This window comes from Nonomuraea solani (assembly GCF_900108335.1).
GTDB lineage: Bacteria > Actinomycetota > Actinomycetes > Streptosporangiales > Streptosporangiaceae > Nonomuraea > Nonomuraea solani.
In genome coordinates this window covers 362819-387355 of the sequence record NZ_FNVT01000005.1, presented here as the reverse complement: position 1 = coordinate 387355, position 24537 = coordinate 362819, and the positions used below count along the sequence as shown (strand labels likewise).

Below are 24537 nucleotides of genomic sequence, written 5' to 3'. Positions count from 1 at the left end.
GCCCTACTGCCAGAGGAAGACCGTGGAGCCGGCCGGCCGCTCGCTGTTGGGCAGCGGCCGCTGGTACTGCACCACGCCGCCGTTGCTCAGCCGCTGCACCCGCACCTGGAACCCGCGCGCCCGCAACTCGGTGGTGGCGTCCTTGATGTCCTTGCCGATCACCGGCGGCACCAGGCTGAACTGCTGGTCGTCGCGGCCCTCGTTGTCGCCCTGGAACCACTCCCAGAAGTCCGTCTGGCAGCGCGCCACTGTGATCACGGCCGGGGCGCCCTTGTCGGTCTCGGCCTTGGCCTTCGGGGTCTGGGCGATGACCGTGCACGGCTCGGCGTCGTCGTCGACCTCGTTGACCTGCACCTGGAAGCCCTGCCCACCCAGGTAGCCGGCCGCCTCGTCCTTCGGCATGCCCGTCACGTCGGGCATGACCAGCCCCGCGCTGACGAAGATGCCGACCTTCGCGCCTTCCTTCACCTTCTCGCCGACCTGCGGCGAGGTGCGGATGACCTTGTCGCGCTCGACGTCCTGGTTGGCGATGCGCTTGACCGAGCCCACGGTCAGCCCGGCCTCGGCGATCGCGGCGCGGGCGGCGTTGCCGTCCATGCCCGCCACGTTGGGCACGGCCACCCGCTTGGGCCCGAGCGAGGGCACCAGCGTGACGACGCCGCCCTTCTCCAGCTCGGTCTTCCACGCGGGGTCGCTCCTGAGCACCAGGCCCTCGGCCATCTTCTCGTCGTAGACGCCCTCGGCCTTGCGCATCTGCAGCCCGGCCCCGGTGAGGCTCTGCTCGGCGATCGCCATGTCACTGCCGACGAGGTTGGGCACGGTGACGTATTCGGGCTGCGAGAAGTACCACCCCGTCAGGCCCACCGCGACCACCATCACGGCGGCGAGGGTCACCAGAAACCAGTTGGGCTTGAACCCGCGCCGCTGCGGCGCCGCCTCGGCCCGCGGCTGGATCAGCGTGTGGGCGGGCGCGGCCTGCGGCATGGAGGGGGCGGGCGAGACCGTGGTCCGCGCGTACGGCTGCGACTGGTTCATCATCGGCCCGGAGCCCGGCGGCGTGGTCGTGCGCGGCAGCATCCGGTGCGTGTCGACGGCGGCCACGAGCATGGCGGTCGCGTCGGCCGGGCGGTTGTGCGGCTCACGGGCGGTCGCGCTCGCCACCAGCGTGTCGACCAGCGGCGGCACCTCGGGGGTCACCGACGACGGCGCGGGAACGGTGTCGTGCACGTGCCGGTAGGCCACCGACATCGGGGTCTCGCCGTCGTAGGGCTGCTGCCCCGTGACCAGCTCGAACAGCATGATCCCCGCGGCGTAGACGTCGCTGCGCACGTCGGCGGCGCCCGTCATGACCTGCTCGGGCGCCATGTAGCCGATCGTGCCGATCATCACGCCGGTACGGGTCTGGTTGGTCGCCTCGATCGCCCTGGCCAGGCCGAAGTCGACGACCTTGACCCGGCCGTCGTCGGTCATCAGGACGTTTTCGGGCTTCACGTCGCGGTGCACCATCCCGGCCTGGTGGGCCGCGCCGAGGGCGGCGAGCACCGGGATGAGGATCTCGAGCGCCTCGCGGGCGGGCAGCCGGCCGCGCTCGCGCAGGATGTCCCGCAGCGTCTTGCCCGGGACGTATTCCATCGACAGGTAGACGACGTCGTTGTCGGTGCCCTGGTCGAAGACGTGCACCACGTTGGGATGGGAGAGGCTGGCGACAGACTTCGCCTCGCCGATGAACCTTCTGACGAAGGCCGGGTCTTCGGCGAGCGAGCGGTGCATGACCTTCAGCGCCACCGTCCGGTCGAGCCGGATGTCCAGCGCGAGGTAGACGGTCGCCATACCGCCCCGGGCGATTCGGCTCTCGATGCGGTAGCGCCCATCGAGGAGCCGCCCGACCAGGGGGTCCGCAGTCGTCGTATCCACCCCGCTGAGTTTACGGGCGTTTTGCCACTGGGAGGGCCCGACCGCCCGAAACCGATGCGGAGCCGTGCTCGTTGCCGGGCTCTCGCCAGGGACAAAACCCCACATAACACCATTCAGGGCGTCGTCGGTGAGGACGCCTCGGCGTAGCGGCGGCGCGGGATGCGGCCCGCCTGCCGCGCCAGCCGCCCGGCCACCACGGCGCCCTTCATGGCCGCCGCCATGAGATCGGGCCGCCGCGCCCGGGTGACCGCCGTCGCCAGCAGCACGGCGTCACAGCCCAGCTCCATCGCCTGCGCGGCGTCGCTGGCCGTGCCGATGCCGGCGTCGAGGATCACCGGCACGGAGGCGGCCTCCACGATCAGCTCGATGTTGTGCGGGTTGCGGATGCCCAGCCCCGACCCGATCGGCGCGCCCAGGGGCATCACGGCCGCGCAGCCGGCCTGTTCGAGCCGCCGGGCCAGCGCCGGATCGTCCCCGATGTACGGCAGCACCACGAACCCGTCGGCCACCAGCCGCTCGGCCGCGTCGAACGTCTCGATCGGGTCCGGCAGCAGCGTGCGCTCGTCGGCGATGACCTCGAGCTTGACCCAGTGCGTACCGAGTGCCTCCCTGGCCAGCCGGGCCGTCAGCACGGCCTCGCCCGCGGTGAAGCAGCCGGCCGTGTTGGGCAGCACCTTGATGTCGCGCGTCCGCAGCACGTCGAGCACGGAGCCGCGCGCGGCCGGGTCGAGCCGCCGCATGGCCACCGTGGTCAGCTCGGTGCCGGACGCGGCCAGCGCCTGGTCGAGCACCTCCAGGGAGGGCGCGCCGCCGGTGCCCATGATGAGCCGGGAGGAGAACTTCTCCCCGGCGATGATCAGATCATCCACCTTGCACCGCCGTCAGAACCTCCACGCGGTCACTGTCGCTGAGCGCCGTCGTCTCCCAGGCGCTGCGGATGACCACCTCGTCGTTCAGGGCCACGGCCACTCCGGTGGTGGCCGCGGTCAACGTCCGTACGGCCTGCGCCACCGTCATCCCGTCGGCCACCTCATGGGGGGCGCCGTTGATATTGACAATCATGAAATATCCCGAAATCTCTCCGGCGCGCACAACGCGGCCAGCTCGCTCTCCTCGCCCAGCAGGATGGCCGTGGTCAGCGGCGCCAGCAGCACGCCGCCGCGATGGTGCCCGGTGGCCAGCGTCAGCCCCGGTGTCCCGCTGGGCCCGATGACCGGCAGGTTGTCCGGGGTGCCCGGCCGCAGCCCCGCCACCACGTCGGCGACCTCCAGCTCGGTGATGCCCGGCACCAGCTCCCTGGCGTCGCGCAGCAGCTCGTAGAGCCCGCCGGCCGTCACCCTGGTGTCGAAGCCCATCTCCTCCTGCGTGGCCCCGACCACCAGCTCGCCGTCGCCCCGGGGGACGAGGTAGACCGACGAGCCGTGGACAATGCCGCGTACACACCGGCCGAGCAGCGGGCGCGGGGACCGCAACCGCATGATCTGGCCCTTGACCGGCCGCACGGGCACGTCGGCCAGCTCGCCGCTCCAGGCGCCGGCGGCCAGCACGACCCGGTCGGCGGGAATCTCACCCGCCGGCGGTGCGAGGCGTACGCCGGAGACCGTGTCACCGTCGCGGAGGAGCCCGGTCGCGCGGGCGCGCACCACCGGGACGCCCAGTCGTCCGAGGGCGGTCAGCAGCGCGGCCGTCACGCGGCGCGGATCCACCCAGGCGTCGCCGGGCGCCAGCAGGCCGCCGCGCACGGAAGGGGCCAGCATGGGCTCCAGGCGGCGGCACTCGCGGCCGGTCAGCCGCTCGACCCGCAGCCCCAGTTTCTCCATGTACGCCGCCAGCTCGTCCAGCGCGGCCAGGTCGTCGGCCCCGAACGCGACGTCCAGCGTCCCGTCGGACCGCAGATCCAGCCCCGGCACGGCGAACGGCTCCTCGGAAGAGCCGGGCCCGGTGTCCAGCCCGGCGTCGGTGGCCAGGTCGATGGCGAAGGCGGGCCAGCGGCGCAGCGACGCCGCGCCCAGCCGCAGCAGCGGCGTCTCCGTGTACGTCACCTCGCTGACCGGCGCCAGCATCCCCGCGGCCGCGTGTGAGGCCCCCGAGGCCGGGGCCGGATCCACCACGGTGACGGGCCGCCCCGAACGGGCCAGCCGCCAGGCGATGGAGAGGCCGACGACCCCGCCACCCACGATCACATCCATCCGCGCTCCCTTCGCCGGCATGATCCGGATCAGGTGTCTTGCGGTCGAAGGCCCGGTGTGCCTTCCTCTCAGCCCGGTCATGGCCGGACTCCCGCGCGTCTTGCGCCTCCACCCTACGGCCTCGGTGCGATGGCCACGCACGGCCCCCGTTATGGTCATGAACGTGAACCATGTCGTGGTGGTAGGAGCGGGCCTTGCCGGTGTGCGGACCGTGGAGGCGCTGCGCGGGCGCGGATTCACCGGCCGGATCACCCTGATCGGCCAGGAGCGGCACCGTCCCTACGACCGGCCGCCCCTGTCGAAGGCCGTCCTGTCCGGCGAGAGCGACACCAGCTTCGTCGACATCGACCTGGCCGCCATGGAGGTCGACTTCTGGGCGGGCGTCAGCGCCAAGTCCCTGCGCGAGGGCGTCGTGGAGACGACCGAGGGCGAGCTCGGCTACGACGGCCTGGTCATCGCCACCGGCACCGAGCCGATCAGGCTGCCCGGCGACGGCCCCCAGCACGTGCTGCGCACGCTCGACGACGCCCACGAGCTCAGGGCCATGCTCGTGCCCGGCGCCCGCGTCGCCATCATCGGCGCGGGGTGGATCGGCGCCGAGGTCGCCACCGCGGCCCGCCGCGCCGGCTGCTCCGTGACGGTGATCGAGGCCGCGGCCACGCCGCTCGCGACCGCCGTCGGCACCGAGATCGGCGCCCGCACCGAGCCCTGGTACGACGGCATCGACCTGCGCCTCGGCACCATGGTCGACTCCGTGGACGAGGGCGGCGTGCGCCTGGTGGGCGGCGAGTTCGTCGAGGCCCACGCGGTCGTCACCGGCATCGGCGTACGGCCGGCCATCGAATGGCTCGCCGACGCCGACATCGACCTGCACAACGGCGTCGTCACCGACGAGCACCTGCGCGCCTCGCTGCCGAACACGGTCGCCGTCGGCGACTGCGCCGCCTGGTGGTCCCCCCGCTGGCGCACCAGGCTCCGGGTCGAGCACTGGGACACCGCCCTCAACGCCCCCGAGGTCGCCGCGGCGACGCTGCTGGGGGAGGAGAGCGTGTACGATCCGGTGCCGTACTTCTGGTCGGAGCAGTTCGGCCACATGCTGCAGTACGCCGGCCACCACCCCGCGGGTGAGCGGCTGGTCTACCGCGGCGAACCCGAGGGCAAATGGTCGGCCGTCTGGCTCACGGGTGACGACACCCTGGCCGCGGTGCTGGCCGTCGATCGGCCGCGCGACCTCGTACAGGGGCGCAGAATCATCGAGGCGGGCCACCGCCTCGACACGGAGCGCCTGGTAGATCCACAAGTCCCCCTACGGGATTGTGTTGTTTGAGCAAGGACGGCATGTGGTAGTTGTGGTTTCGTGACGCTTTCTGTTGCACAGATCGACCGGGAGACCGAGCAGCTCGTCGAAGAGTGGCTCACGCTCCCCGAAGTGGCCTCGCGCCTTGACCTTTCGATCGGGCGGGCCAAGCAGCTCCTGAAGGACCACAAGCTCCTCGGCGTGCGCCGGGGGAGCGGCGGGCCACACGTGCCCGCGGTGTTCCTCGACGGAAAGGATGTGATGAAGGGCCTGCCCGGCACACTGACCGTGTTGCGGGACGCCGGCTACGACGATGTCGAGTCGCTGCGCTGGCTCTTCACCCCTGACGAGTCTCTGCCGGGATCGCCCATCCAGGCGATCCGGGCCGGCCGTCACACGGAGGTCAAGCGGCGTGCCCAAGCCCTCGCTTTCTGAGGCCCGCCTCTACCTCTGCACAGACGGCCGCCGCGACCGCGGCGATCTGGCAGAGTTCCTCGACGTGGTGCTGGCTTCCGGCGTGGACATCATCCAGCTGCGGGAGAAGAACCTGGAGGCGCGCGAAGAACTCGCGCTCCTCGAGATCTTCCGCGACGCCTGTGACCGGCACGGCAGACTACTGGCGGTCAACGACCGGGCGGATCTCGCCTACGCCGCCCGGCCCGACGTGCTCCACCTGGGGCAGGACGACCTCCCTGTGACGGTCGCGCGAGAGATACTCGGCGACGGCATCGTCATCGGGCGGTCCACCCACTCCGCAGCCGAGGCTTCCGCCGCGGCCGTGGAAGAGGGCGTCGACTACTTCTGCTGCGGTCCCATCTGGCCCACACCGACCAAACCCGGCCGCCCGGCTCCCGGCCCGCCGCTGCTCGCGCACGCGGCGTCGCTCGGGACCTCGCGGCCGTGGTTCGGGATCGGCGGCATCGACCTCGCCAACCTCGACGAGGTCATGTCGTACGGGGTGAGCCGGGTGGTCGTGGTGCGTGCGATCACCGACGCCGACGACCCCGGGGCGGCCGCGGCGGAGTTCGCCAAGCGGCTGAGCGCCGGTTGACCGGATCGGCCGGCCGCCGGCCGGCCCGGCCTGAGCCGCCCGTCACCACGGGCGGCTCCATGGCACGGTTTCGCGTGCCATGAGACGGGCCGGTCAGGTCTTGCGCGAGGTGGCGGCGATGGCCAGCTCGGTGAGCGCGGTGCGGGCCTCGGCCGTGACCGGGGCCTCGTCGAGCGCCGCCAGGGCCTGGCCCAGGTAGTCGCCGATCAGGTCCTCGCACTCCTGCAGCGCGCCCGTGTCCTCGATGATCCGCCGCAGCGTCTCCACCCCGAGCCCGTCCAGCGCCGGATCGCCGAGCAGCCGCCGCACCGTCTCGGCGTCCTCGGGCGAGGCGCTCGCCAGGGTGCGGGCCACGAGCATCGTCCGCTTGCCCTCACGCAGGTCGTCGCCGGCCGGCTTGCCGGTCTGCGCCGGGTCGCCGAACACCCCCAGGATGTCGTCCCGGAGCTGGAACGCGATCCCGACCCGCCGCCCGTAGCCGGTGCACAGGTCGTCCATCCAGGGGGCGAGCTCCTTGGCGGCGAGCACCAGGCCGAGCCTGAGCGGCTGCTCCACCGAGTATTTGCCGCTCTTGAACAGCGCCACCCGCAGCGCCGACTCGAACGTGTTCTCCCCGTGGGCCTGCTCCAGCAGGTCGAGGTATTGCCCGCACATCAGCTCGGTGCGCATGTGGTCGTGCACGGGCTGGGCCGCCTCGATCGACTCGCTCGGCAGGCCGCTGCCCCGCCACATCTCGCCCGACCAGATCAGCAGCAGGTTGCCCAGCAGGATCGCCGCGCCCTCGCCGAACTGGTCGGCGGAGCCGTACCAGCCGGACTTCTCGTGCATCGCCTGGAAGCGGCGGTGCGCGGAGGGCATGCCCCTGCGCAGGTCGCTCTTGTCCATGACGTCGTCGTGCACCAGCGCGCTGGCCTGCAGCAGCTCCAGCGAGGCCGCGGCGGTGAAGATCCCGGGCACGTCGGCGCCGCCCGCGCCGCGCCAGCCCCAGTAACAGAACGCCGGGCGCAGCCGCTTGCCGCCCGACAACAGCTCGTCGGCGGCCGTGCGCAGCGGGACGAACTCGGATTCGCCGCCGTCGGGCAGCTGCCGTTCGACGAACTCTCCGAGGGCACGCTCCACCTGCGCGCGCAGGGTGTCCAGGCCGGCGGCTTGAGTGGTCATGCCTTGAGACTAGTGGCCGGACGAATGAGGTCGGATCTCCAGGTCGTCCTCTGACCCGTGGCCCCGGCGGAAGAGCCTGTAACCTTGGGCCATGGCGCTAGGTCGACCCTCCATCCGCCCCGATCGTGTTCCCACCGTCCGCGACATGCTCGCATCCGGTGGCCGATCGTTCTCGTTCGAGTTCTTCCCCCCGAAGACCGACGAGGGCGAGCGGCAGCTCTGGCGGGCGATCAGGGAGCTCGAGTCGCTGCGGCCGACGTTCGTGTCGGTGACCTATGGCGCGGGCGGCTCCACGCGCGATCGCACGGTCGACATCGTGGAGCGCATCGCCCACGACACCACGCTCACGCCTGTGGCGCATTTCACGGCGGTCGACCACTCGATCCGCGAGCTGCGCCACCTCGTCGGGCGCTTCGCCGACGCCGGGGTGCGCAACATCCTGGCCGTGCGCGGCGACCCTCCCGGCGACCCGGGGGCCGAGTGGGTGCGGCATCCGGAGGGCGTGCTCTACGCCGAGGACCTGGTGCGGCTGATCAGGCAGTCGGGCGACTTCTGCGTCGGCGTGGCCGCGTTCCCGTACAAGCATCCGCGCTCGCCGTCCATCGAGTCCGACACCGACTACTTCGTGCGCAAGTGCCGGGCGGGCGCCGACTACGCCATCACGCAGATGTTCTTCCAGGCGGACGACTACCTGCGGCTGCGCGACCGGGTGGCGGCGCAGGGGTGCGAGACGCCGATCATCCCGTGCATCATGCCGGTCACGCAGATGAGCACGATCGCGCGCTCGGAGCAGCTTTCTGGGGCCCCGTTCCCGCCGGACGTGGCGGCCAGGTTCGAGGCGGTCAAGGACGATCCGGCGGCGGTGCGGCGGCTGGGCATCGACCATGGGGCCGAGCTGTGCCAGCGGCTGCTGGACGAGGGCGCGCCGGGGATCCACTTCATCACGTTCAACCGCTCCAGCGCGTCGCGTGAGGTCTATCAGCGGCTTGAGCGGGTGGCCCTGCCCGCTTGATTCTTTTACGCCGAGCCGGCGTCACCCACCCGCCGACCAGGGCTGAGGGCCTCCAGGGAGACGGTTTCCGACCCGCACGGGGCCGGGCGCCGTGACGCCGCGCGGCCGGCCGATCGCGTGGTTCACCGGCCGGGCCCGGTCACCCGCCCGCAGGGGGATCGGGCGGGTGGCGGGCGGGGAACGGTAGCCAGCGGGTAAAGAACCGGTTACTTTCTGTCATTGATGCTGCCCTCGGTCATGCCCGCCAAACCCGCAGGTCAGGTGCTGATCAGGTGAGGGGGAGCGGGCGGCCCGCGATCGCGTACTCCTCGTGGCCGCCCGGGAAGACGAACCTCGTCAGCAGGTCCGTGAAGCCCATGCTGGCGTAGAGGTGGCGGGCCGCCGTGGGGTGGTCGTGGGTGGACAGCACGGCCGAGCGCTCGCGGCGGCCCGCGCAGAGCGTGGTGATCATGGCCCGGCCGATGCCCTTGCCCTGGTAGTCGGGGTGGACGTGGATCTCGGCCAGCTCGAACGCGTGCCCCATCCAGGCGTAGGCCGCCTCCTGGCCGAGCCGGTCGGCCAGGCCACGGAGGACCACGTCGTGCCACCACTGGCCGGGCACACCGCGGAAGCCGTACGCGAAGCCGACGGTTCGGGGTTCGGGGGCGGGGAAGTCAGCGGATGAATCACGCAATTCCGCGAAATAACACTGAAAATGGGGATATGTCCCGTGATTTCGCATGATGGTCTTGCGGCCGGTGATCTGGTCCTCAGGTGGGTTCATCGCTGCCGTGTAAATGTCGATCACCGTCTCCAGCCGTTCGGCGAACTCGGCCGGCCCCGCCCCGCGAAACTCGATCACCCGTCGCACATTACTCGACGTCCACGGGGATTCCCCCGGTGATGCGCACAAGCTCGTCGAACGTCGTCGGGAACACCGTCAGCGGATGCCCGCCCGCCGCCCACACCACGTCGTGCTTGCTCAGCCAGTTGTCCACCAGCGTGCGCACGGGCGCCGGGTGCCCGACGGGGGCGACTCCGCCGATGGGCTGGCCGGTGGCGGCCCTGACGAATTCGGGCGTCGCACGGCGTACCCGCTCCACGCCCGCCGTGCGGGCGATCAGCTCGACGTCCACGCGATGCGCGCCGCTGGTCATCACCAGCAGCGGCGCCCCGTCCGCGTCGAAGATCAGGCTGTTGGCGATCGCCCCCACCTCGCACCCGACCTGGGCGGCCGCCGTCGCGGCCGTGGGGGCCTTCTCCGGCAGGACCACGATCTCGCCGCCGACGCCCAGGGCACGCAAGGCCGATTCCACGACAACCGCATTCGCGGGCAACTTCTCAGACATGGAGACACTCTAAACAGGTTTGACGGCTCTATTACCGGTTCATGGTGAGTGGTGTAGGGTCCTCTGATCTGTTCTTTGGGTAAGTAAAGAGGTGGTAGGGGTGGGGGCTCGACGGCTGCCCTTGGTGGCTGCTCTTCTGACGGCCGGCGCCGTCGTCGTCTCGGGCTGCGGCACGGAGACGGCGCCACGATCCCATGCGTCGCTTCCGGCGGCGCCCGTACCCGAGGCCACCGGGAGTGCGAGCCAGGCCGTACCGGCCGCGACGGTCATCGCGCCGCGCAAGACGCTCAGGCTCGGCGCCAAGGGCAAGGCCGTCACCTGGATGCAGGAGCGGTTGAGGGAGCTCGGCTACCGTCCCGGCAAGCCCGACGGCCGATATGGCGGCACGACGCTGGCGGCCGTGTGGGCGTTCCAGAAGGTCAACGGCATCAGGCCGACCAGCACGATCGCCAAGCGGACCTGGGCGGCCCTGGAGGCGCCGAAGTCGCCGAAGGTCCTGGTCGGCAATGGCAAGCCGACCCGCGCCGAGGTCAACCTGACCAAGCAGATCATGGTCCTGTACGTCGACGGCCAGGTGAAGCTGATCACCCACGTCTCCTCCGGCAGCGGCGTCCCCTACTGCGAGACCGCCACCTGGCAGGGCAAGAAGCAGCGCTTCTGCGGCTCGGCCACGACGCCCACCGGAAACTTCAAGACGACCTGGCGGGCGAGCGGGTGGCACAAGTCCTACCTGGGTCAGCTCTACAACCCGATCTTCTTCAACGGGGGCATCGCGTTCCACGGGGCGCTGTCGGTGCCGCTGTACCCGGCCTCGCACGGGTGTGTGCGCATGCCGATGAACGTGTCCGTCGAGCTGCCCGGTCTGCTGGGCAAGGGCGTGCCGGTGCACGTCAAGGGCAGGTTCCAGCGTTCCTGACCCCGGTGCCCCGGCTGAACGGGGCACCCTCACATAAAGCCGCATAACGTCCGCATAACCGGAATCGGTGACGGGCGGGTTATGGGCGTCCTGCTGGACTCCTCCTGATCTTTGGGGGGATGTCATGGCGACGACGTTCATGGTGCGAACGCCCGTTCAGGCGGTGCGGCGGCCCGGCATCGGCCGGGTGGGGTGGCTGCTGGCGGTCGGCTGGGCCGCGCAGGTGGTGCTGCGGCTGTGGTTGTACCGGTATCACGCAGGGCCGGTGGCCAATCCGGACGAGACGGGCTATCTGCTCGCCGCCCGGTGGCTGGCCGGCGGTCCTGGGGCCGATCTGTCCGGGACGACCTTCTACCAGGCCGGGTACGCGCTGCCGCTGGTGCCGATCTTCTGGTTCACCGCCGATCCGGTCCTGGCGTACCGGCTGGTGGTCGTGGCGGGGTCGGTGGCGGCGGCGAGCGCGTACCCGGTGGCGTACGTGCTGGCGCGGCGGCTGGGGCTGGGGGCGCGGGCGGCGCTGATCCTGGCCTTTGTGGCCGGGCTGTCGCCGGCGCTGCTGGTGTTCTCGGGGCTGGCGCTGGCCGACGCGATCCTGCCCCTCCTGGTGCTGACCTGGCTGGTCGCACTCCACGCCCTGCTGACCCGCTGCAAAGCGACGGCGGGGGTCGCCGTCGGCGCCTTGCCGGCTTTCGCGATGGCCGTGCATCTGCGGGGGACCGTGCTGCTGGCCGTGTGCGGGCTGGTGCTGCTGGCGGTGTGGCGGCGGGTGCCGCGCGGGGCCTGGCTGGCGGCGGTGGTGAGCGCGGTCGTGGTGGCGCTGGCGGGCAAGGCGCTGAACGGGGCCCTGGAGGCCGCGTTGTACCCCGGCGGGCCTCGTGACCTGTCCGGCGTGCTGCTGTCAAGGCTGACGAGCCTCGAAGGGCAGGTGTGGGCGCTGTCGGGGGCGGCCGGGCAGCTCTGGTACCTGATCGCCGGCACGTGGGGTCTGGCGGGGGTCGGGATGGCGGCCGCGGCGGCCCTGCTCGTACGCCGTACCAGCCCCTTCCCGCACCGCGTCCTGGCGGGAACGCTGCTGATCACGACCCTGGCCATCGCGTACGCCTCCTCGGCCGCCCTCCCCGACGAGCACCGCGTCGGCAACTACGCCTACGGCCGCTACCTGGCCTGTGTGGCCGTGGCCTGGACGCTCGCCGGGGCGATCGCGCTGCTCAAGAGCGGCCGCCCGGCCGTGGCGCGGCTCGCCCTGGCCGCCGCCGGGCTGCTGGCGGTGACGGGCGGCGTGGTCGCCTGGTACGCGGGGGACCGGCTCCAGCGCTACGCCTTCATCGCGTTCGACTTCCCCGAGATGATCTTCCTGACGGGCAGGCGCGACTCGTTCGACCTGCTCGCCGCGTCGCTGTCGGCCCTGGTGCTGCTGGCCTGCCTGGCCGGCGCCGCCTGCCTCAACGGCCGGCCGCTCGTCCCGGGCGTGCTGGCGCTGATCGGGGTCGCCTTCACCGCCTACCTGGCGCCGTCCCCGCCGTCGCCCGGCGGCTGGGACTGGCTGCCCACCCCGCCTCCGGGACGAGTGGCGGTGGACGCGAGGGTGAAGTGGAACGTGTGGGTGCCGCTGTCGTACCGGGTGTGGTGGACCGAGCTGGAGCGCTACGACGGCGAGCCACCGGCGGGGGCCTGCACCGCCGTCGTCCCGCCGGACGCCGAGCCGGCCCCGGGATGGGCCGCGACCGGCGAGGGCGGCGTCAGGAAGGGCTGGACGACCTGGTCGAATCCGGGCTGCCGCTAGCCTCGTCGGCGTCCCAGCGCTCGCGGGCGCCCGCCATCGCGTCCTTGTGCTCGCGCGACCAGTCCGCCAGCCGCTGGACGGCGTCGGCCAGGCTGCGCCCCATCGGCGTCAGCCGGTATTCGACCTGCGGCGGGATCGTCGGGTACGCCGTACGCTCGACCAGCCCGTCGCGGCACAGCCGCCGTGTCGTCAGTGTCAGCATCCGCTGGGAGATGCCGGGAATCGCCCGCTCCAGCTCCCTGAACCGCCGCACCCCTTTGGCCAGCTCCACGAGCACCAGCACGGTCCACTTGTCGCCGATCCGGTCGAGCACGTCGCGGATGCCGCAGTCGTCGTCTCCGCACGGGCCGCTGACCTGGGAGGTTACCTCCGTGTGCGCGACCGACATGAGAGTGCCTCCTTACGGTGAGCGCGGGACCGCGCCCATGCTGGGGTCGTTCATCCGACGAAACCACATTAAGGGTGTGTCCCATGATCGTTGTCACGGGTGTGTCCGGCGCGCTGGGCGGCGCCGTCCTGGACGGGCTGCGGGCCGTTGACGGGCTGGAGGTGGCCGGGGCGAGCAGTTCGGGCGACGGTACGGCGGTGCGGCGCGCCGACTTCGACCGGCCGGAGACGCTGGAAACGGCGTTCAAGGGCGCGGAGGTGCTGGTGTTCGTGTCGGCCGGGTACGCCGAGGACGACGTCGTCCTGGCCCGCCACCGGGCGGTGGTGCGGGCGGCCACCGCCGCGGGAGTGCGGCACGTGATCTACACCAGCCTCGCGGCGTCGGGCGAGCGGCTGACGATCGCCCTCGCGCACCGGTGGACCGAGGCCCGGCTGGCCGAGGCGCCTTTCGACGTCACGGTGCTGCGCAACGGCCTGTACGCCGAGATGCCGGCCGAACTGGCGCTGTCCGGGGCCGGGTTCGCGGCGGAGAACGGGGTGTTCCCCGCGCCGTTCGGGCAGGGGCGGGTCTCGGTGGTGGCCAGGGAGGACCTGGCCGACGTGGCCGTACGCGTGGCGGCCGAGGCATGGGAGGACGTGAAGTCGGGCGGGGCGCGGCGGCACGCGGGCAGGACGTACGAGCTGGAGGGCGTCGACGCCGTGGGCGGGGACGAGCTCGCCGAGGTGCTGTCCGAGGTGCTCGGGCGGCCGGTGACCTATCTGCCGGTGTCGCTGGGGGACGCGCGGCCGATGCTGGCGGGGCTGGAGGGGTATCGGGCGGGGCACACGGTCTCGACGTTCGCCAACATCGGCGCGGGCCTGCTCGAAGCCGGCCACAGCGACCTGCCCGCCTTCCTGCCGGCGCCCCGGCCGGTGCGTGACCTGATCACGGCGGCGGTGAAGACCGGTCTGCGGAGCTGGCCGGCTCGGTGACGCGCCTGCTCTGGGCGGTCACCATCGCCAGGGCGACGGCCTGGGCCAGGGCGGCGGCGAGCAGGATGAGCGGCGTGGCGGACTGCCACCCGGGCAGGCCGGCGGCGAAGTCGGGCTTGTCGTAGAAGCCGGCCATCATCTTCACGGGGTTGAGCAGCGCCACGAAGAACCCGAGGGCGTAGGGGATGATGAGCACCCCGGAGAGCACCAGGAGCGCCTTGCGCCCCCGCGCCCGCCGCCGTAACAGCACGCCGATGACCACGTAGGCCAGCGCCACCAGGCCGGCGAGCAGGGCGGTCCACCAGGTGACCTGCCAGGTGTCCGCGCCGAGCGCGGTCATGGCGCCTGGAGCGATCGGGGCGCCCGCCCACCCGGGGCCCGCCACCTGCGCGCGTACGGCCATGCGGATGGCCACGAGGCCGGCGCCCGCGTAGGCCGCCGCCAGCACCGGCCCCAGGGCCAGCAGAACGAGACCGATCGCCCGGCCGCTCCCCGCCATCCGGTCCTCCTTCGCACCCGAGGATGACAGCTTCTCAGAAGATATCCGGGCCTCAGTCGAGCGACTTCAGGCCGTTCATCGCCACCTCGGCCGCCCGGTGCGCGGTGTTCCAGATGTCCTCCAGCGAGCGGTCGTCCTGCTCGAAGCCGGCCATCACCGCCAGCTTCACCGCCCCGATCAGCGCACCCACCGCCGCCGCGGCCTCCACCAGGGTCAGCCGGTCGGGGAAGGCGGCGTGCAGCGCCCTGGCGAGCCTGAGCTGGCTGTCGAACAGCAGGAAGAGCGCCCGCGCCTGCAGGGCCGGCACCGTCATGATGAGCCGCGTCCGCACCGCCGCCTCCTCGTACGTGAGGCCGCCGAACGCCGTCGCCCAGTCGAAGCTCGCCTGGACGACCCGCTGGAGCAGGTCCGTCACCGACTCCCCGGGCTCTCTGCTCGCCATCATTCCGACGGCCATCTCCATCCGCTCGTCGGAGTCGTAGAAGACCAGGTCCTCCTTGCCGGCGAAGTAGCTGAAGAACGTCCGTGTCGAGACGTCGGCCTGCGCCGCGATCTCCGCGAGCGTGGTCTCCTCGAAGCCCTTCTCGCCGAACAGCCGGAGCGCCGCCTCGATCAGCGCCTGGCGTGTGCGCTGCTTCTTGCGCTCCCGCAGTCCCACCATGCCGGAACTATACTGCACGCGTTAATTATTTTCACCCATTGCATTTTTGCACTGATAGAGGTTTTCTTGGAGGTGAGCTCGGAAAGGAGCCGGAACATGTCCGAAGCGACCGTGCAGACCATGCCCACCGCTCGCCAGCGCCCGCTCGATCCGCCAGATGAGGTCACGGAGCTGCGACAACAGGCGTCGATGCACCGCATGACCTACCCCGACGGCCACCTCGGCTGGCTCGTCACCGGCTACGCGGCGGCCCGTGCCGTGCTGGCGCACCCGGGGTTCAGCAACCGGCCGGAGAACCTGCACACGCCGATCCCGGCGAGGTCGGAGCTGGTCAAGGAGGGCCTCCAGGTGCCGCCCGGGTTCTTCCTGCGCATGGACGCGCCCGAGCACACCCGCTACCGCAAGCTGCTGACCGGGCAGTTCACGGTGCGCAGGATGAAGATGCTCGAACCGCGGATCGCGGAGGTCGCCGCCGCCTGCCTCGACGGGATGGAGGCCGCGGGCGGGCCCGTGGACCTCGTCGAGGCGTTCGCGCTGCCGATCCCGTCGCTGGTGATCTGCGAACTGCTCGGGGTGCCGTACGAGGATCGTGCGCAGTTCCAGGAGGACACCAAGATCCTGGTCAATCTGGAGACCAACGCCGACGACGTCATGAAGGCGCTGGGGCGGGTCTCGGCGTACCTGTACGGGCTGATCCAGCGCAAGCGCGCCGAACCGGCCGACGACCTGCTCAGCGGGCTCGTCGAGGGCGGTGAGCTCACCGACGAGGAGCTCACCGGGGTCGGGTTCCTGCTGCTGGTGGCCGGGTTCGAGACGACCGCCAACATGCTGGGGCTGGGGGCGTACGCGCTGCTGACCAACCCCGATCAGCTCGCCGCCATGCGCGACGACCCGGCCCTGGTGGAGAACGGCGTCGAGGAACTGCTGCGCTACCTCACGATCATCCACGTCGGCCCGGTACGCGCCGCGCTGGAGGACGTCGAGATCGAGGGCCACACGATCAGGGCCGGCGAGACCGTCACCCTCCACCTGCCCGCCGCCAACCGCGACCCCTCCCGCTTCCCCGACGGCGAGCGGCTCGACGTCACCCGGCCCGCGGGCGGGCACCTGACCTTCGGCCACGGCATCCACCAGTGCCTGGGCCAGCAGCTCGCACGCGCCGAAATGCGCATCGCCTACCCTGCGCTGCTGCGGCGCCTGCCTGGCCTACGCTTGGCTGTACCACCCGAGGAGGTGCCGATGCGCTCCGACATGAGCATCTACGGAGTGCACCGCCTCCCTGTCACTTGGTAGGTCCTTATGAAAATCAAGGCAGACGCGTCGGTGTGCATCGGGGCGGGCATGTGCGCTCTGACCGTGCCGAAGGTGTTCGATCAGAGTGAGGAAGAGGGCACGGTCGTGCTGCTGGAGGAGGCGCCGCCGGCCGAGCTGGAGGACGCCGTACGGCGCGCGGTGACCCTGTGCCCGTCGGGAGCCATCTCGGCCTCATGACGTCCTTGACACCCCCCTGAACCACCTCGCCGTCGCCGCACCCGCGGCGACGGCTTCTTTCCGCCCGCACAGCTACTTCACGATCTCCTGGCTGTACGGCCGCTCCGTGCGTGCTTCCATGGCCACACGGCCGCTCCGCCGGTGCTACCGCTTGCACCCACGCCGCCGCTCGACCTTGCACAGAGCGCCTCACCGCCACGGGCGGCCTCGCCGCGCACTTCGCCCAGCCGGGCCTCCTCACCCCGCATGGGCCTCGTCGTCCGCATGGCCCTTCGCCCCCACGGATGGCCCTCGCCCTCACGGATGGCCGTCGCTCCCACGGGCGGCCCTCACCCGCACAGCGCCTCGCCCACGCGGGCCGGCCTCGCCTGCACGGGCCGCCTCGCCCGCACATGTCACTGGCACATGGCGCCCGCACATGGCGCCCGCACATGGCGCCCGCACATGGCGCCCGCACATGGCGCCCGCACATGGCGCCCGCACATGTGACTCGCACCTATCACCCACACAGGTCGCTCCGTCCGCGCTGGTGCGAACTGGGCACGGTCAAGGCACGTGGCGGTTCTTTCCCTCCATGGTCATCGAACCTATGTTCGTGGATCAGGTTGACACCGAGCGTGATCGAAATTATGTTCGACCTAGTGACGGTGGGGCTCGCGGCTCAGCGTCACGAGGACCTGGTCGCGGGCCGTTCGCTTCCCCAAGCGATGCCCGCGACCGGGCGCCTCGGGCGAAGGGCGCGTCCTCGTCGTCGGCGGAGACGAGTGGGCGTGTCCTGGCCGGACGGGGTGAGGGGAAGCTCCTCGTCCGGCCAGCCCGGCGGAAATGTCGGTGGGGTCTGCGATTGTTGGCCTCACCGGTGGAGACGCCGGCTGCCGCCCACGACTCCAGAGGAGGCACGCAAGATGGCACCACGGCCTAGAGAAACGCCCGGGCCCCGGCTGTCGCCTGCGGTTCGGGCACACCTGACCGATTCACGCTCCTGCCTGGCGGAGGCGAGCGACGCTCGCACCCCGGCATCCCGATATGTGGCCGCACACCTGGCGGCGCTACGAGCGGCCGCGGCGATCCTCGCCGCCCACCCTCGCCCCATGGAGGGGCGCAGACGGCGGCTGCGCAGCGCGTGGGAGTTGCTGCCCGAAGCCGAACCGCTTCTGGCGGAGTGGGCCGCCTACTTCGCCGACACCGCCGCCAAGCGCGCCGCCGCGGAGGCGGGCATGGTCCGCAGGATCAGCGCGGCCGACGCGGAGGAGATCCTGGCCGAGGCGGAGACCTTCGTCTCCACGGTCGAAAACCTCCTCGGCCTCCCAGCCCAGCCCCAACTCCCCATAAACGTCCCCTTGGCCGGCTGACCCCCGACCAAGGGACCCTCTACCCGGCCAACCGGCAAAGCCCTTGGCCGGCAAACCCCTGACCCGCAGAGCCTCGCCCCGGCTAAGCCTTGGCCCAGTGGCTCACTGGCCCACGCCCGCCAGACCCCTGCCCATGGGCCCCTGATCCGCCGGCCTGCTGACTTGCTGGCCTCCTCACCCGCTGGGCCCACCGCCCCACTGGCTGGCCCTGCCTCCTGGCCCGCCTGCCTCCTGGCCCGCCGGCCTGCTGACTCGCTGGCCTCCTCACGCGTTGGGCTTCCTGCCCCACCGCCGGCCCTGCCTCACTGGCTGGCCCTGCCTCCTGGCCCGCTGGCCTCCTCGCGTTGGCCCCACCAGCCGGCCCTGCCTCCTGGCCCGCGGGCCGTCTGACGTGCTGGGCCTTTGGCCGGCTTAGCCCTCGGCCTCCCGACCGACTGGCTCCTGGCCGTATGACCGGCTGCCCTCTTGATCGGCTGCGCCCACGCCAGTGGGCCGCCTGGTGGTCGCCGTCTGACCCCAACCCCGCGAAGCCTCGGCCCGGCTGAGCCCTGGCCCACAGGCCCACGCCCGCTGGCCTGCTGGCCTCTGGGCGCACTGTCCCACTGGCCGCCCCTGCCTCCTGGCCTCCTGGGTCCACCGCCCTACTGGCCGCGCCTGCCTCCGGCCCGCTGGGCCTCTGCCCACTAGCCTGCTGGCCCGTGGGCGTGTGTCCTTGGCGGCGGATGTCTCCATGGTGGTGACGCGTCCACGACGGTGGCTATGGCCGTGTTTGTGGCTGGTGTGTCCAGCGACGGTGGCCGTGTCTGACGTTGGTGCGTCCGACCCCAGCGGCCGTGTCTGGCGTTGGCCCGTCCGACCCCAGCGGCCGTGTCTGGCGTTGGCCCGTCCGGTGAGGGTGGCCGTGTCTGGCATTGCCCCGTTCGGTGATGGTGGCCCGGCTCGTGGTGTCGTCTTCCCCGATGGTGTGCGGGCACGCGAAAGGCCCGCCGGGGTTCGGCGGGCCTTTCGGGCGGGTGACCTCAGAGCAGGTGGCCTCCAGAGCGGGCGGCCCGCGGCGCGAGCGGCTCGGCCGGATCCCTCAGGCGCGGATGGGGTCCGTCCTGGGGTGGCCTCGCATCGAGCGGCTCGGACGCGGGCGGGGAACCCGGCTCAGGTGGCCTCAGAACGACTCGACGGCCCTGCGGGCCTCGGCGTCGAGAACGCCCCAGCTGATGAGTTCCTCCGTCAGCTCGCTCGGCGACTTGTCGTAGATCACGGCCAGGGAGCGCAGGTCCTCCTGGCGGATCGACAGCACCTTGCCGTTGTAGTCGCCACGCTGGCTCTGGATCGTGGCGGCGTAACGGGCCAGCGCACCGGCCTTCTCCTTCGGCAGCGTCGCCAGGCGCTCCAGGTCGATCACAAGCTTGGGCGTCGGCCCGAGCGGACTGGGGGCGGCTCCGCCCGGCAGCAGCTCGGATACGGGCACCCCGTAGAAGTCGGCAAGCTCGGCAAGCTTCTGCACGGTCACCGCTCTGTCGCCGCGCTCATAAGAGCCCACGACTACGGCTTTCCACCTGCCACGCGACTTCTCTTCGACTCCATGCAGGGACAAACCCTGCTGGGTGCGGATTGCGCGGAGTCGTGCACCCAGCGACTTTGCGTACTCAGACGGCATCGTGTGGCCCCCCGGCTCTCGTATGTATCGCTCTCAGTAGATTGTGCTCCCTTGCGGCGTATGCCCGGGCCACCGGGGGGTACGGTGCCATGCTCGGCACCATCGGTAGCCATGGCCCTGGGTTTACCCCAGAACGCCGCGGGGTGTGGTTACGCACAGTGACGGTAAAGGGGCGGACGCCTAAGGTCAAGCTGATTGGAAAAAAGATGCCGAATCCGGTCCGGGAGGGAACGCCACAATCGCCTCTCATGTCCCATTAGTAACAGTACTTCGTCAGGGTTTGACGACAAATAGACGGCCGTCAGTGCTGGCGGGTCAGAATCATGACAGGGCTGGCGGACGCCCGTACGATCTTGATCGACGTGTCTCCCAGGAACACCCGCCTGAGTGGCCCGGCGGCGCTCGAAGCGCATATGATCATCTCGCCGGGCAGCCACGAGGTCGTCCGGAGCGCCTCGGCCACGTTGCGGCCCTCCAGCACCTCGATCTCCACGTTCACGTCCCGCCCCTGCCCGTGCGCCGCCGCGCGCAAGTCGGCCGTGGCCTGGTCGCGCTGGCGCAGGAGCATCTCTTCCTCGATCTTCGCCCGCCGGCGGCCGCTGATCAGTAGCGTGACGAGCCGGAGCGGTACGCCGAGCGCCGCGGCGGCCTCGGCCGCGTCCTTGAGCGCCGCGTCGCAGCAGGGACCGCGGCGGTAGGCGTAGGTGAGCCGGTCGAAGCCGGCGGGCGGCGCGTCGCCGTAGCCGCGCGGCGCGAGCAGGACGGGAACGGAGGAGGAGTGCAGGAGCTGGTCGGCGGTGCTGCCCAACGTGACGCGGCCCTTGCCGCCACCCGGGGCCGGGCCGATCACCACGACGTCCGCCTCCAGCTTGCGCGCCAGCACCACCAGCCCGCGCCCGCTGCCCCGATGGGCGTGGGTCACATAGTCGGCGTCCGCACCGGCCAGCTCGCGGGCCTGCGCGAGCGTCGCGGTGGCCTGCTCCTCCAAGTAGGCGCGCCAGGCGCTCTCGTCGGCCCTGCCGGGCCCCGGCGTGGACCACAGGGGCGGCTGCACGGTCGCCACCGTCAGGCGCCCGTGGACGCGTTCCTTCAGCAGGACGGCCAGGGCCAGCCCGTCCTTGCCCCGCGATCCTTCGACGAACCCGGCCACCACGTTCTCGAGCTTCATCTATCGCACCTCGCCATTCAGCCGCGAATGGCCGTAGCCGTACAGGAAGTAGCAGATCAGGCCCAGGAGCATCCACAACCCGAACGCGACCCAGGTGACCCCCGCCAGCCCCGCCATGACCACGGCGCACAGGATCGCGCCCAGCACCGGCGTGGCCGGGAACAGCGGCACGCGGAAGCTGCGCGGCAGCTCCGGGCTGCGGTAGCGCAGGACGAGTACGCCGACGTTGACGATGGCGAAGGCGAACAGCGTCCCGATGCTGGTCGCCTCGGCGAGCTGCCCGAGCGGCACCAGCCCGGCCAGCACCGAGATGAACGCGGCCACGATGAGGGTGTTGGCGATGGGCACCTGGCGGCGTGGGTTGACCCGCTGGAAGACGCGGGGCACGAGCCCGTCGCGGGACATCGCGAACAGGATGCGGGTCTGGCCGTAGATGACGGTGAGCACGACGCTGGCGATGGCGATGACCGCCCCGAACGAGACGATCAGGCCGGGCCAGGTGGCGCCGACGGCGAGGTCGGCGATGTGGGCCAGGCTCGCCTCGGTGCTCTCCGCGTTGAAGTCGGTCCACGGCATCGCCCCGATGGCGGCGGCGGCCACGAGCACGTAGACGACCGTCACGATGGCCAGGGAGATGATGATCGCCAGCGGCAGGTCGCGCTTGGGGTTCTTGGCCTCCTCGCCGGCGGTGGAGGCGGCGTCGAAGCCGATGTAGGAGAAGAAGACCTGCGAGGCCGCGGCCGTGATGCCGGCCACCCCCATGGGGGCGAAGGGCGCGAAGTTGCCCGACTGGAAGGCGCTGAACGCCACGACGCAGAAGAACAGCAGCACCACGATCTTGATCAGCACGAACACCGCGTTGGCCATGGCGCTCTCGGAGGCCCCGTACAGCAGCAGCCAGGTCGCCAGCAGCACGATGACGATCGCGGCGACGTTGACGATGCCGCCGTCCTGGCCGGGGGAGCGGGTGATGGCCTCCGGCAGCGTGACGCCGAACAGGGCGTGCAGGAACGAGTTGAGATATTCCCCCCAGCCCACGGCCACGGCCGCCACGGACACGGCGTACTCCAGCATGAGACACCAGCCGCAGATCCAGGCCACCAGCTCGCCCAGCGTCGCGTACGCGTACGAGTAGGACGAGCCGGACACCGGGATCGTCCCGGCCAGCTCGGCGTACGACAGGGCCGAGAACAGCGCGGTGATCGCCGCCAGCACGAACGCCAGCACCACCGCGGGCCCCGCCTTGGGCACCGCCTGCCCCAGGATGACGAAGATGCCGGTGCCCAGCGTCGCGCCGACGCTGAACAGCGTGAGCTGCCACAGCGACATCGTGCGCCGCAGCTCACCGCCCTCACCGTGCCCGCCCTCGGCCACGATGCGCTCGGTGGGCTTGGTGCGGAAGAGCCGTTGAGCCAGTGTCATGTGACACCCCCTACAGGGTGCTCGTCAGCGGCCACCTGCCGTTGGGCGTGATGATCGTGCCCGCTGAGCCGTCGAGTATGCGTTCGGCCTCGTCCAGCCGGCCGATGGCGGCCATGTCGCCGGTCGTCTCGACGAACCGGCAGGCGGCCTCCACTTTGGGCCCCATCGATCCGGCGGGGAACTCCAGGGCCCGTAGCTCGTGCGGTGTGGCGTGGCCGATCTCGCTCTGGTGCGGCGTGCCGAAGTCGCGCATCACGCGCGGCACGTCGGTCAGGCTCAGGAACGCGTCGCACTCCAGCGCCTCGGCCAGCATCGAGGTGGTGAGGTCCTTGTCGACGACGGCCTCCACGCCGGTCAGCCGGCCGCGCTCGTCGCGCACCACCGGGATGCCGCCGCCGCCCGCGCACACCACGACCACGCCCTCCCGGACCATCTTGCGGATCATGCGGGTCTCGACGATCCGCCGCGGCGCGGGGGAGGGCACGACGCGCCGCCAGTGGGGGCCGTCGGGCCGGATCGTCCAGCCGTACTCGGCGGCCAGCTTCCCGGCCTCCTCCTGCTCGTAGAGCCGGCCGACGAACTTCGACGGCTGCTCGAAGGCGGGATCGACGGCCGACACCAGCGTCTGCGTGACCATGGCGAGGACCTGGCGGCCCGGCAGCGCGTTCTGCAGCGCCTGCTGCATCCAGTAGCCGATCATGCCCTGCGTCTGCGCGCCCAGCGTGTCGAACGGGTACGGGCGCGCCAGGGACGGGTCGGCGGCGCTCTGCAGGGCCAGCATGCCGACCTGCGGGCCGTTCCCGTGGGTGATGACCAGCTCGTGCTCGCCGGCCAGCCGGGCGAGTGTCTTGACGGCCGTGCGCACGTTGGCCATCTGGCCGTCCGCGTCGGGACTCTGACCGCGTTTGAGCACCGCGTTCCCGCCCAGTGCCACGATGACCCGCATGGCGGCCCCCCTCTAGACTCCGTCGCGCTCGAGCGGGCAGCTCATGCAGCGCGGCCCTCCGCGCCCCCGGCCCAGCTCGCTGCCCCTGATGGTGATCACTTCGATGCCGTGGTCGCGCAGGAAGTTGTTGGTGGTGGTGTTGCGCTCGTAGGCGACCACCACGCCGGGCTCCAGCGCCAGCCCGTTGCAGCCGTCGTCCCACTGCTCCCGCTCGGCGGCGTACACGTCCTGGGTGGGGGTCAGGACGGTAATCTCCGGCAGGTCGAGAGCGTGCGCGATGGCCTTGTGCATGTCTTGTGGCGGGTGGTCGGTGACCTTGAGCTCTTTGCTGGTCGCGCCGGGCTCGATCGTGTACGACGGCAGCATGCCCAGCCCGGCGTACTTGGTGAACACGCCCACGTCCAGCATCGTCATCACGGTGTCGAGATGCATGAACGCCCGCGCCTTCGGCATGTCGACCGCCACGATCCGGCTCGCCGAACCGGCCCTGAACAGCCGCTGCGCCAGCATCTCGACCGCCTGCGGCTGGGTGCGCTCGCTCATCCCGATCAGCACCGCGCCCCGGCCGAGCACCAGGACGTCGCCGCCCTCCATGGTCGCCGGCGCGACCGAGCGGCCCGGCATCCAGCAGTGGTAGCCGCCCTGGCCCGGCCGGTTGAAGCCGCCCGCGAACGTCGGGTGGTACATGTAGACGGCCTCCATGTTGACCGTCTCCCGCATGCGGGCCTTCTTCTTCATCGCGTTGATCGACACGCCGTCGTAGATCCAGCAGGACGTGTCGCGGGTGAACAGGTGGTTGGGCAGCGGCGGCAGGATGAAGTCGTCGTCGGCCGTGGTGTGGAAGGTCACCGCCTGGGGCTCGCAGCCCATCTCGACCAGCTCGCGCTTGGTGATGCCGCCGGTCAGGTAGAGCTGCAGGGTCGCCGCGTCCATGCCGTCGAGCGTGTTGCGGATGTCGTCGATCGCCACCGGGCCCAGCCAGCGCTCGTCGACGACCGCGTCGAGGATGTGCTTGCGCGCCTCGGGGATGTCGACCGTCTCGCGCAGCAGGTCGGCCAGCAGGTGGACGCGGATGCCCCGGGCGGTGAGCACCCGCTGGAACTCCTCGTGCTCCTCGATCGCGCGCTGGACCCACAGCACGTCGTCGAAGAGGAAGTCGTCCTTGCTGCTCGGGGTCAGCCGCTTCAGCGCCAGGTCGGGTTTGTGCAGGAGGACTTGACGCAGGTGCCCGACCTCGGAACCAACATGGAATGTCATCTCTGCTCTATCCCCCGCGAGGAGGCGGAAGTCACGCCCCCCGGCGCGTCCTCTGGACCCCTGAGTCGTGCCCCGCG

Annotated in this window: 25 protein-coding genes and 1 riboswitch; of the genes, 10 read left to right on the top strand and 15 right to left on the bottom strand. The window is 71.3% G+C overall.

Going from position 1 to position 24537, the window contains the following annotated elements; all coding sequences use genetic code 11:
- Window positions 1–3: 3 nt before the first annotated feature.
- The 4 genes from pknB to thiO all read right to left on the bottom strand — a co-directional run bounded on the left by pknB (window position 4) and on the right by thiO (window position 4103).
- Window positions 4–1914, bottom strand: coding sequence for a Stk1 family PASTA domain-containing Ser/Thr kinase (gene pknB / locus C4V41_RS21455; protein ID WP_103957666.1), 1911 nt, complete (start codon window positions 1912–1914; stop codon window positions 4–6).
- A gap of 113 nt (window positions 1915–2027) precedes the next feature.
- Window positions 2028–2783, bottom strand: a complete 756-nt coding sequence (locus C4V41_RS21450; RefSeq protein ID WP_103957665.1) for a thiazole synthase — start codon at window positions 2781–2783, stop codon at window positions 2028–2030.
- Window positions 2776–2976, bottom strand: a complete 201-nt coding sequence (thiS, locus tag C4V41_RS21445; RefSeq protein ID WP_103957664.1) for a sulfur carrier protein ThiS — start codon at window positions 2974–2976, stop codon at window positions 2776–2778. Before thiS ends, C4V41_RS21450 begins: the two co-directional genes overlap by 8 nt.
- Complete coding sequence (gene thiO, locus C4V41_RS21440) at window positions 2973–4103, bottom strand: glycine oxidase ThiO (protein ID WP_103957663.1); 1131 nt, start codon at window positions 4101–4103, stop codon at window positions 2973–2975. Before thiO ends, thiS begins: the two co-directional genes overlap by 4 nt.
- Window positions 4093–4208: riboswitch (TPP riboswitch) on the bottom strand. It overlaps the preceding gene by 11 nt.
- Before the next feature lie 52 nt (window positions 4209–4260).
- Between thiO and C4V41_RS21435 the strand changes: the two genes are divergently transcribed.
- Genes C4V41_RS21435 through thiE form a run of 3 tightly spaced genes read left to right on the top strand, consistent with a single transcriptional unit; the run spans window position 4261 to window position 6451 of the window.
- A complete protein-coding gene (locus C4V41_RS21435; protein ID WP_235030285.1) occupies window positions 4261–5430 on the top strand; it encodes an NAD(P)/FAD-dependent oxidoreductase in 1170 nt (389 codons plus the stop codon).
- A 30-nt stretch (window positions 5431–5460) separates the two neighbouring features.
- Window positions 5461–5835: an Rv2175c family DNA-binding protein gene (locus C4V41_RS60785; protein WP_235030284.1), complete on the top strand. Its 375-nt coding sequence runs from the start codon at window positions 5461–5463 to the stop codon at window positions 5833–5835.
- Window positions 5813–6451 carry a thiamine phosphate synthase gene (thiE, locus tag C4V41_RS21430; RefSeq protein ID WP_235030283.1) on the top strand — a complete coding sequence of 213 codons (639 nt, stop codon included), beginning with the start codon at window positions 5813–5815 and terminating at the stop codon, window positions 6449–6451. The genes C4V41_RS60785 and thiE overlap by 23 nt, the downstream gene beginning before the upstream one ends.
- Before the next feature lie 93 nt (window positions 6452–6544).
- Here the strand turns inward: thiE and C4V41_RS21425 are convergent, their stop codons facing one another.
- Window positions 6545–7612 (bottom strand): polyprenyl synthetase family protein, encoded by a 1068-nt coding sequence (locus C4V41_RS21425; protein ID WP_103957660.1) that lies wholly within the window; start codon window positions 7610–7612, stop codon window positions 6545–6547.
- A 145-nt stretch (window positions 7613–7757) separates the two neighbouring features.
- Here C4V41_RS21425 and metF point away from each other — a divergent pair, with 145 nt between their 5' ends.
- Window positions 7758–8624, top strand: coding sequence for a methylenetetrahydrofolate reductase [NAD(P)H] (metF, locus tag C4V41_RS21420; protein WP_235030282.1), 867 nt, complete (start codon window positions 7758–7760; stop codon window positions 8622–8624).
- Between the two features lie 268 nt (window positions 8625–8892).
- Here the strand turns inward: metF and C4V41_RS21415 are convergent, their stop codons facing one another.
- Both C4V41_RS21415 and C4V41_RS21410 read right to left on the bottom strand, forming a co-directional pair.
- Window positions 8893–9465 (bottom strand): GNAT family N-acetyltransferase, encoded by a 573-nt coding sequence (locus C4V41_RS21415; RefSeq protein ID WP_103957658.1) that lies wholly within the window; start codon window positions 9463–9465, stop codon window positions 8893–8895.
- A gap of 10 nt (window positions 9466–9475) precedes the next feature.
- Window positions 9476–9952 (bottom strand): YbaK/EbsC family protein, encoded by a 477-nt coding sequence (locus tag C4V41_RS21410; protein WP_103957657.1) that lies wholly within the window; start codon window positions 9950–9952, stop codon window positions 9476–9478.
- A gap of 124 nt (window positions 9953–10076) precedes the next feature.
- Here C4V41_RS21410 and C4V41_RS21405 point away from each other — a divergent pair, with 124 nt between their 5' ends.
- Together C4V41_RS21405 and C4V41_RS21400 are read left to right on the top strand one after the other, a co-directional pair.
- Window positions 10077–10868: a L,D-transpeptidase family protein gene (locus C4V41_RS21405; RefSeq protein ID WP_103957946.1), complete on the top strand. Its 792-nt coding sequence runs from the start codon at window positions 10077–10079 to the stop codon at window positions 10866–10868.
- A 124-nt stretch (window positions 10869–10992) separates the two neighbouring features.
- The gene (locus tag C4V41_RS21400; RefSeq protein ID WP_103957656.1) at window positions 10993–12651 is read left to right on the top strand and encodes a hypothetical protein; all 1659 of its coding nucleotides are present in this window, start codon (window positions 10993–10995) and stop codon (window positions 12649–12651) included.
- Here C4V41_RS21400 and C4V41_RS21395 read toward each other — a convergent pair.
- The gene (locus C4V41_RS21395; protein WP_103957655.1) at window positions 12608–13039 is read right to left on the bottom strand and encodes a winged helix-turn-helix transcriptional regulator; all 432 of its coding nucleotides are present in this window, start codon (window positions 13037–13039) and stop codon (window positions 12608–12610) included. The two genes, C4V41_RS21400 and C4V41_RS21395, sit on opposite strands and share 44 nt — an antisense overlap.
- A gap of 83 nt (window positions 13040–13122) precedes the next feature.
- Between C4V41_RS21395 and C4V41_RS21390 the strand changes: the two genes are divergently transcribed.
- Window positions 13123–14010, top strand: coding sequence for an NAD(P)H-binding protein (locus C4V41_RS21390; protein ID WP_103957654.1), 888 nt, complete (start codon window positions 13123–13125; stop codon window positions 14008–14010).
- Here the strand turns inward: C4V41_RS21390 and C4V41_RS21385 are convergent.
- Both C4V41_RS21385 and C4V41_RS21380 read right to left on the bottom strand, forming a co-directional pair.
- Window positions 13964–14509, bottom strand: a complete 546-nt coding sequence (locus tag C4V41_RS21385; RefSeq protein WP_103957653.1) for a hypothetical protein — start codon at window positions 14507–14509, stop codon at window positions 13964–13966. The genes C4V41_RS21390 and C4V41_RS21385 overlap by 47 nt on opposite strands.
- Before the next feature lie 52 nt (window positions 14510–14561).
- Window positions 14562–15170 carry a TetR/AcrR family transcriptional regulator gene (locus C4V41_RS21380; RefSeq protein WP_103957652.1) on the bottom strand — a complete coding sequence of 203 codons (609 nt, stop codon included), beginning with the start codon at window positions 15168–15170 and terminating at the stop codon, window positions 14562–14564.
- Between the two features lie 96 nt (window positions 15171–15266).
- Between C4V41_RS21380 and C4V41_RS21375 the strand changes: the two genes are divergently transcribed.
- The 3 genes from C4V41_RS21375 (at window position 15267) to C4V41_RS65875 (ending at window position 18013) form a co-directional block, all read left to right on the top strand.
- The gene (locus C4V41_RS21375; RefSeq protein ID WP_103957651.1) at window positions 15267–16463 is read left to right on the top strand and encodes a cytochrome P450; all 1197 of its coding nucleotides are present in this window, start codon (window positions 15267–15269) and stop codon (window positions 16461–16463) included.
- A 6-nt stretch (window positions 16464–16469) separates the two neighbouring features.
- Window positions 16470–16661, top strand: a complete 192-nt coding sequence (locus C4V41_RS21370) for a ferredoxin (RefSeq protein WP_103957650.1) — start codon at window positions 16470–16472, stop codon at window positions 16659–16661.
- A 284-nt stretch (window positions 16662–16945) separates the two neighbouring features.
- A complete protein-coding gene (locus C4V41_RS65875; RefSeq protein ID WP_327537463.1) occupies window positions 16946–18013 on the top strand; it encodes an SAV_6107 family HEPN domain-containing protein in 1068 nt (355 codons plus the stop codon).
- A 1159-nt stretch (window positions 18014–19172) separates the two neighbouring features.
- Here C4V41_RS65875 and bldD read toward each other — a convergent pair.
- The 5 genes from bldD to C4V41_RS21340 form a co-directional block, all read right to left on the bottom strand.
- Window positions 19173–19667 carry a transcriptional regulator BldD gene (gene bldD, locus C4V41_RS21360; protein WP_026214021.1) on the bottom strand — a complete coding sequence of 165 codons (495 nt, stop codon included), beginning with the start codon at window positions 19665–19667 and terminating at the stop codon, window positions 19173–19175.
- Window positions 19668–19968: 301 nt separating this feature from the next.
- Window positions 19969–20835, bottom strand: a complete 867-nt coding sequence (locus tag C4V41_RS21355; protein WP_103957648.1) for a universal stress protein — start codon at window positions 20833–20835, stop codon at window positions 19969–19971.
- On the bottom strand, window positions 20836–22257 hold the full coding sequence (locus C4V41_RS21350) for an amino acid permease (RefSeq protein WP_103957647.1): 1422 nt from the start codon (window positions 22255–22257) through the stop codon (window positions 20836–20838).
- Between the two features lie 10 nt (window positions 22258–22267).
- Window positions 22268–23203, bottom strand: coding sequence for a carbamate kinase (gene arcC / locus C4V41_RS21345; protein WP_103957646.1), 936 nt, complete (start codon window positions 23201–23203; stop codon window positions 22268–22270).
- Window positions 23204–23215: 12 nt separating this feature from the next.
- On the bottom strand, window positions 23216–24460 hold the full coding sequence (locus C4V41_RS21340; RefSeq protein WP_103957645.1) for an arginine deiminase: 1245 nt from the start codon (window positions 24458–24460) through the stop codon (window positions 23216–23218).
- Window positions 24461–24537 lie beyond the last annotated feature (77 nt).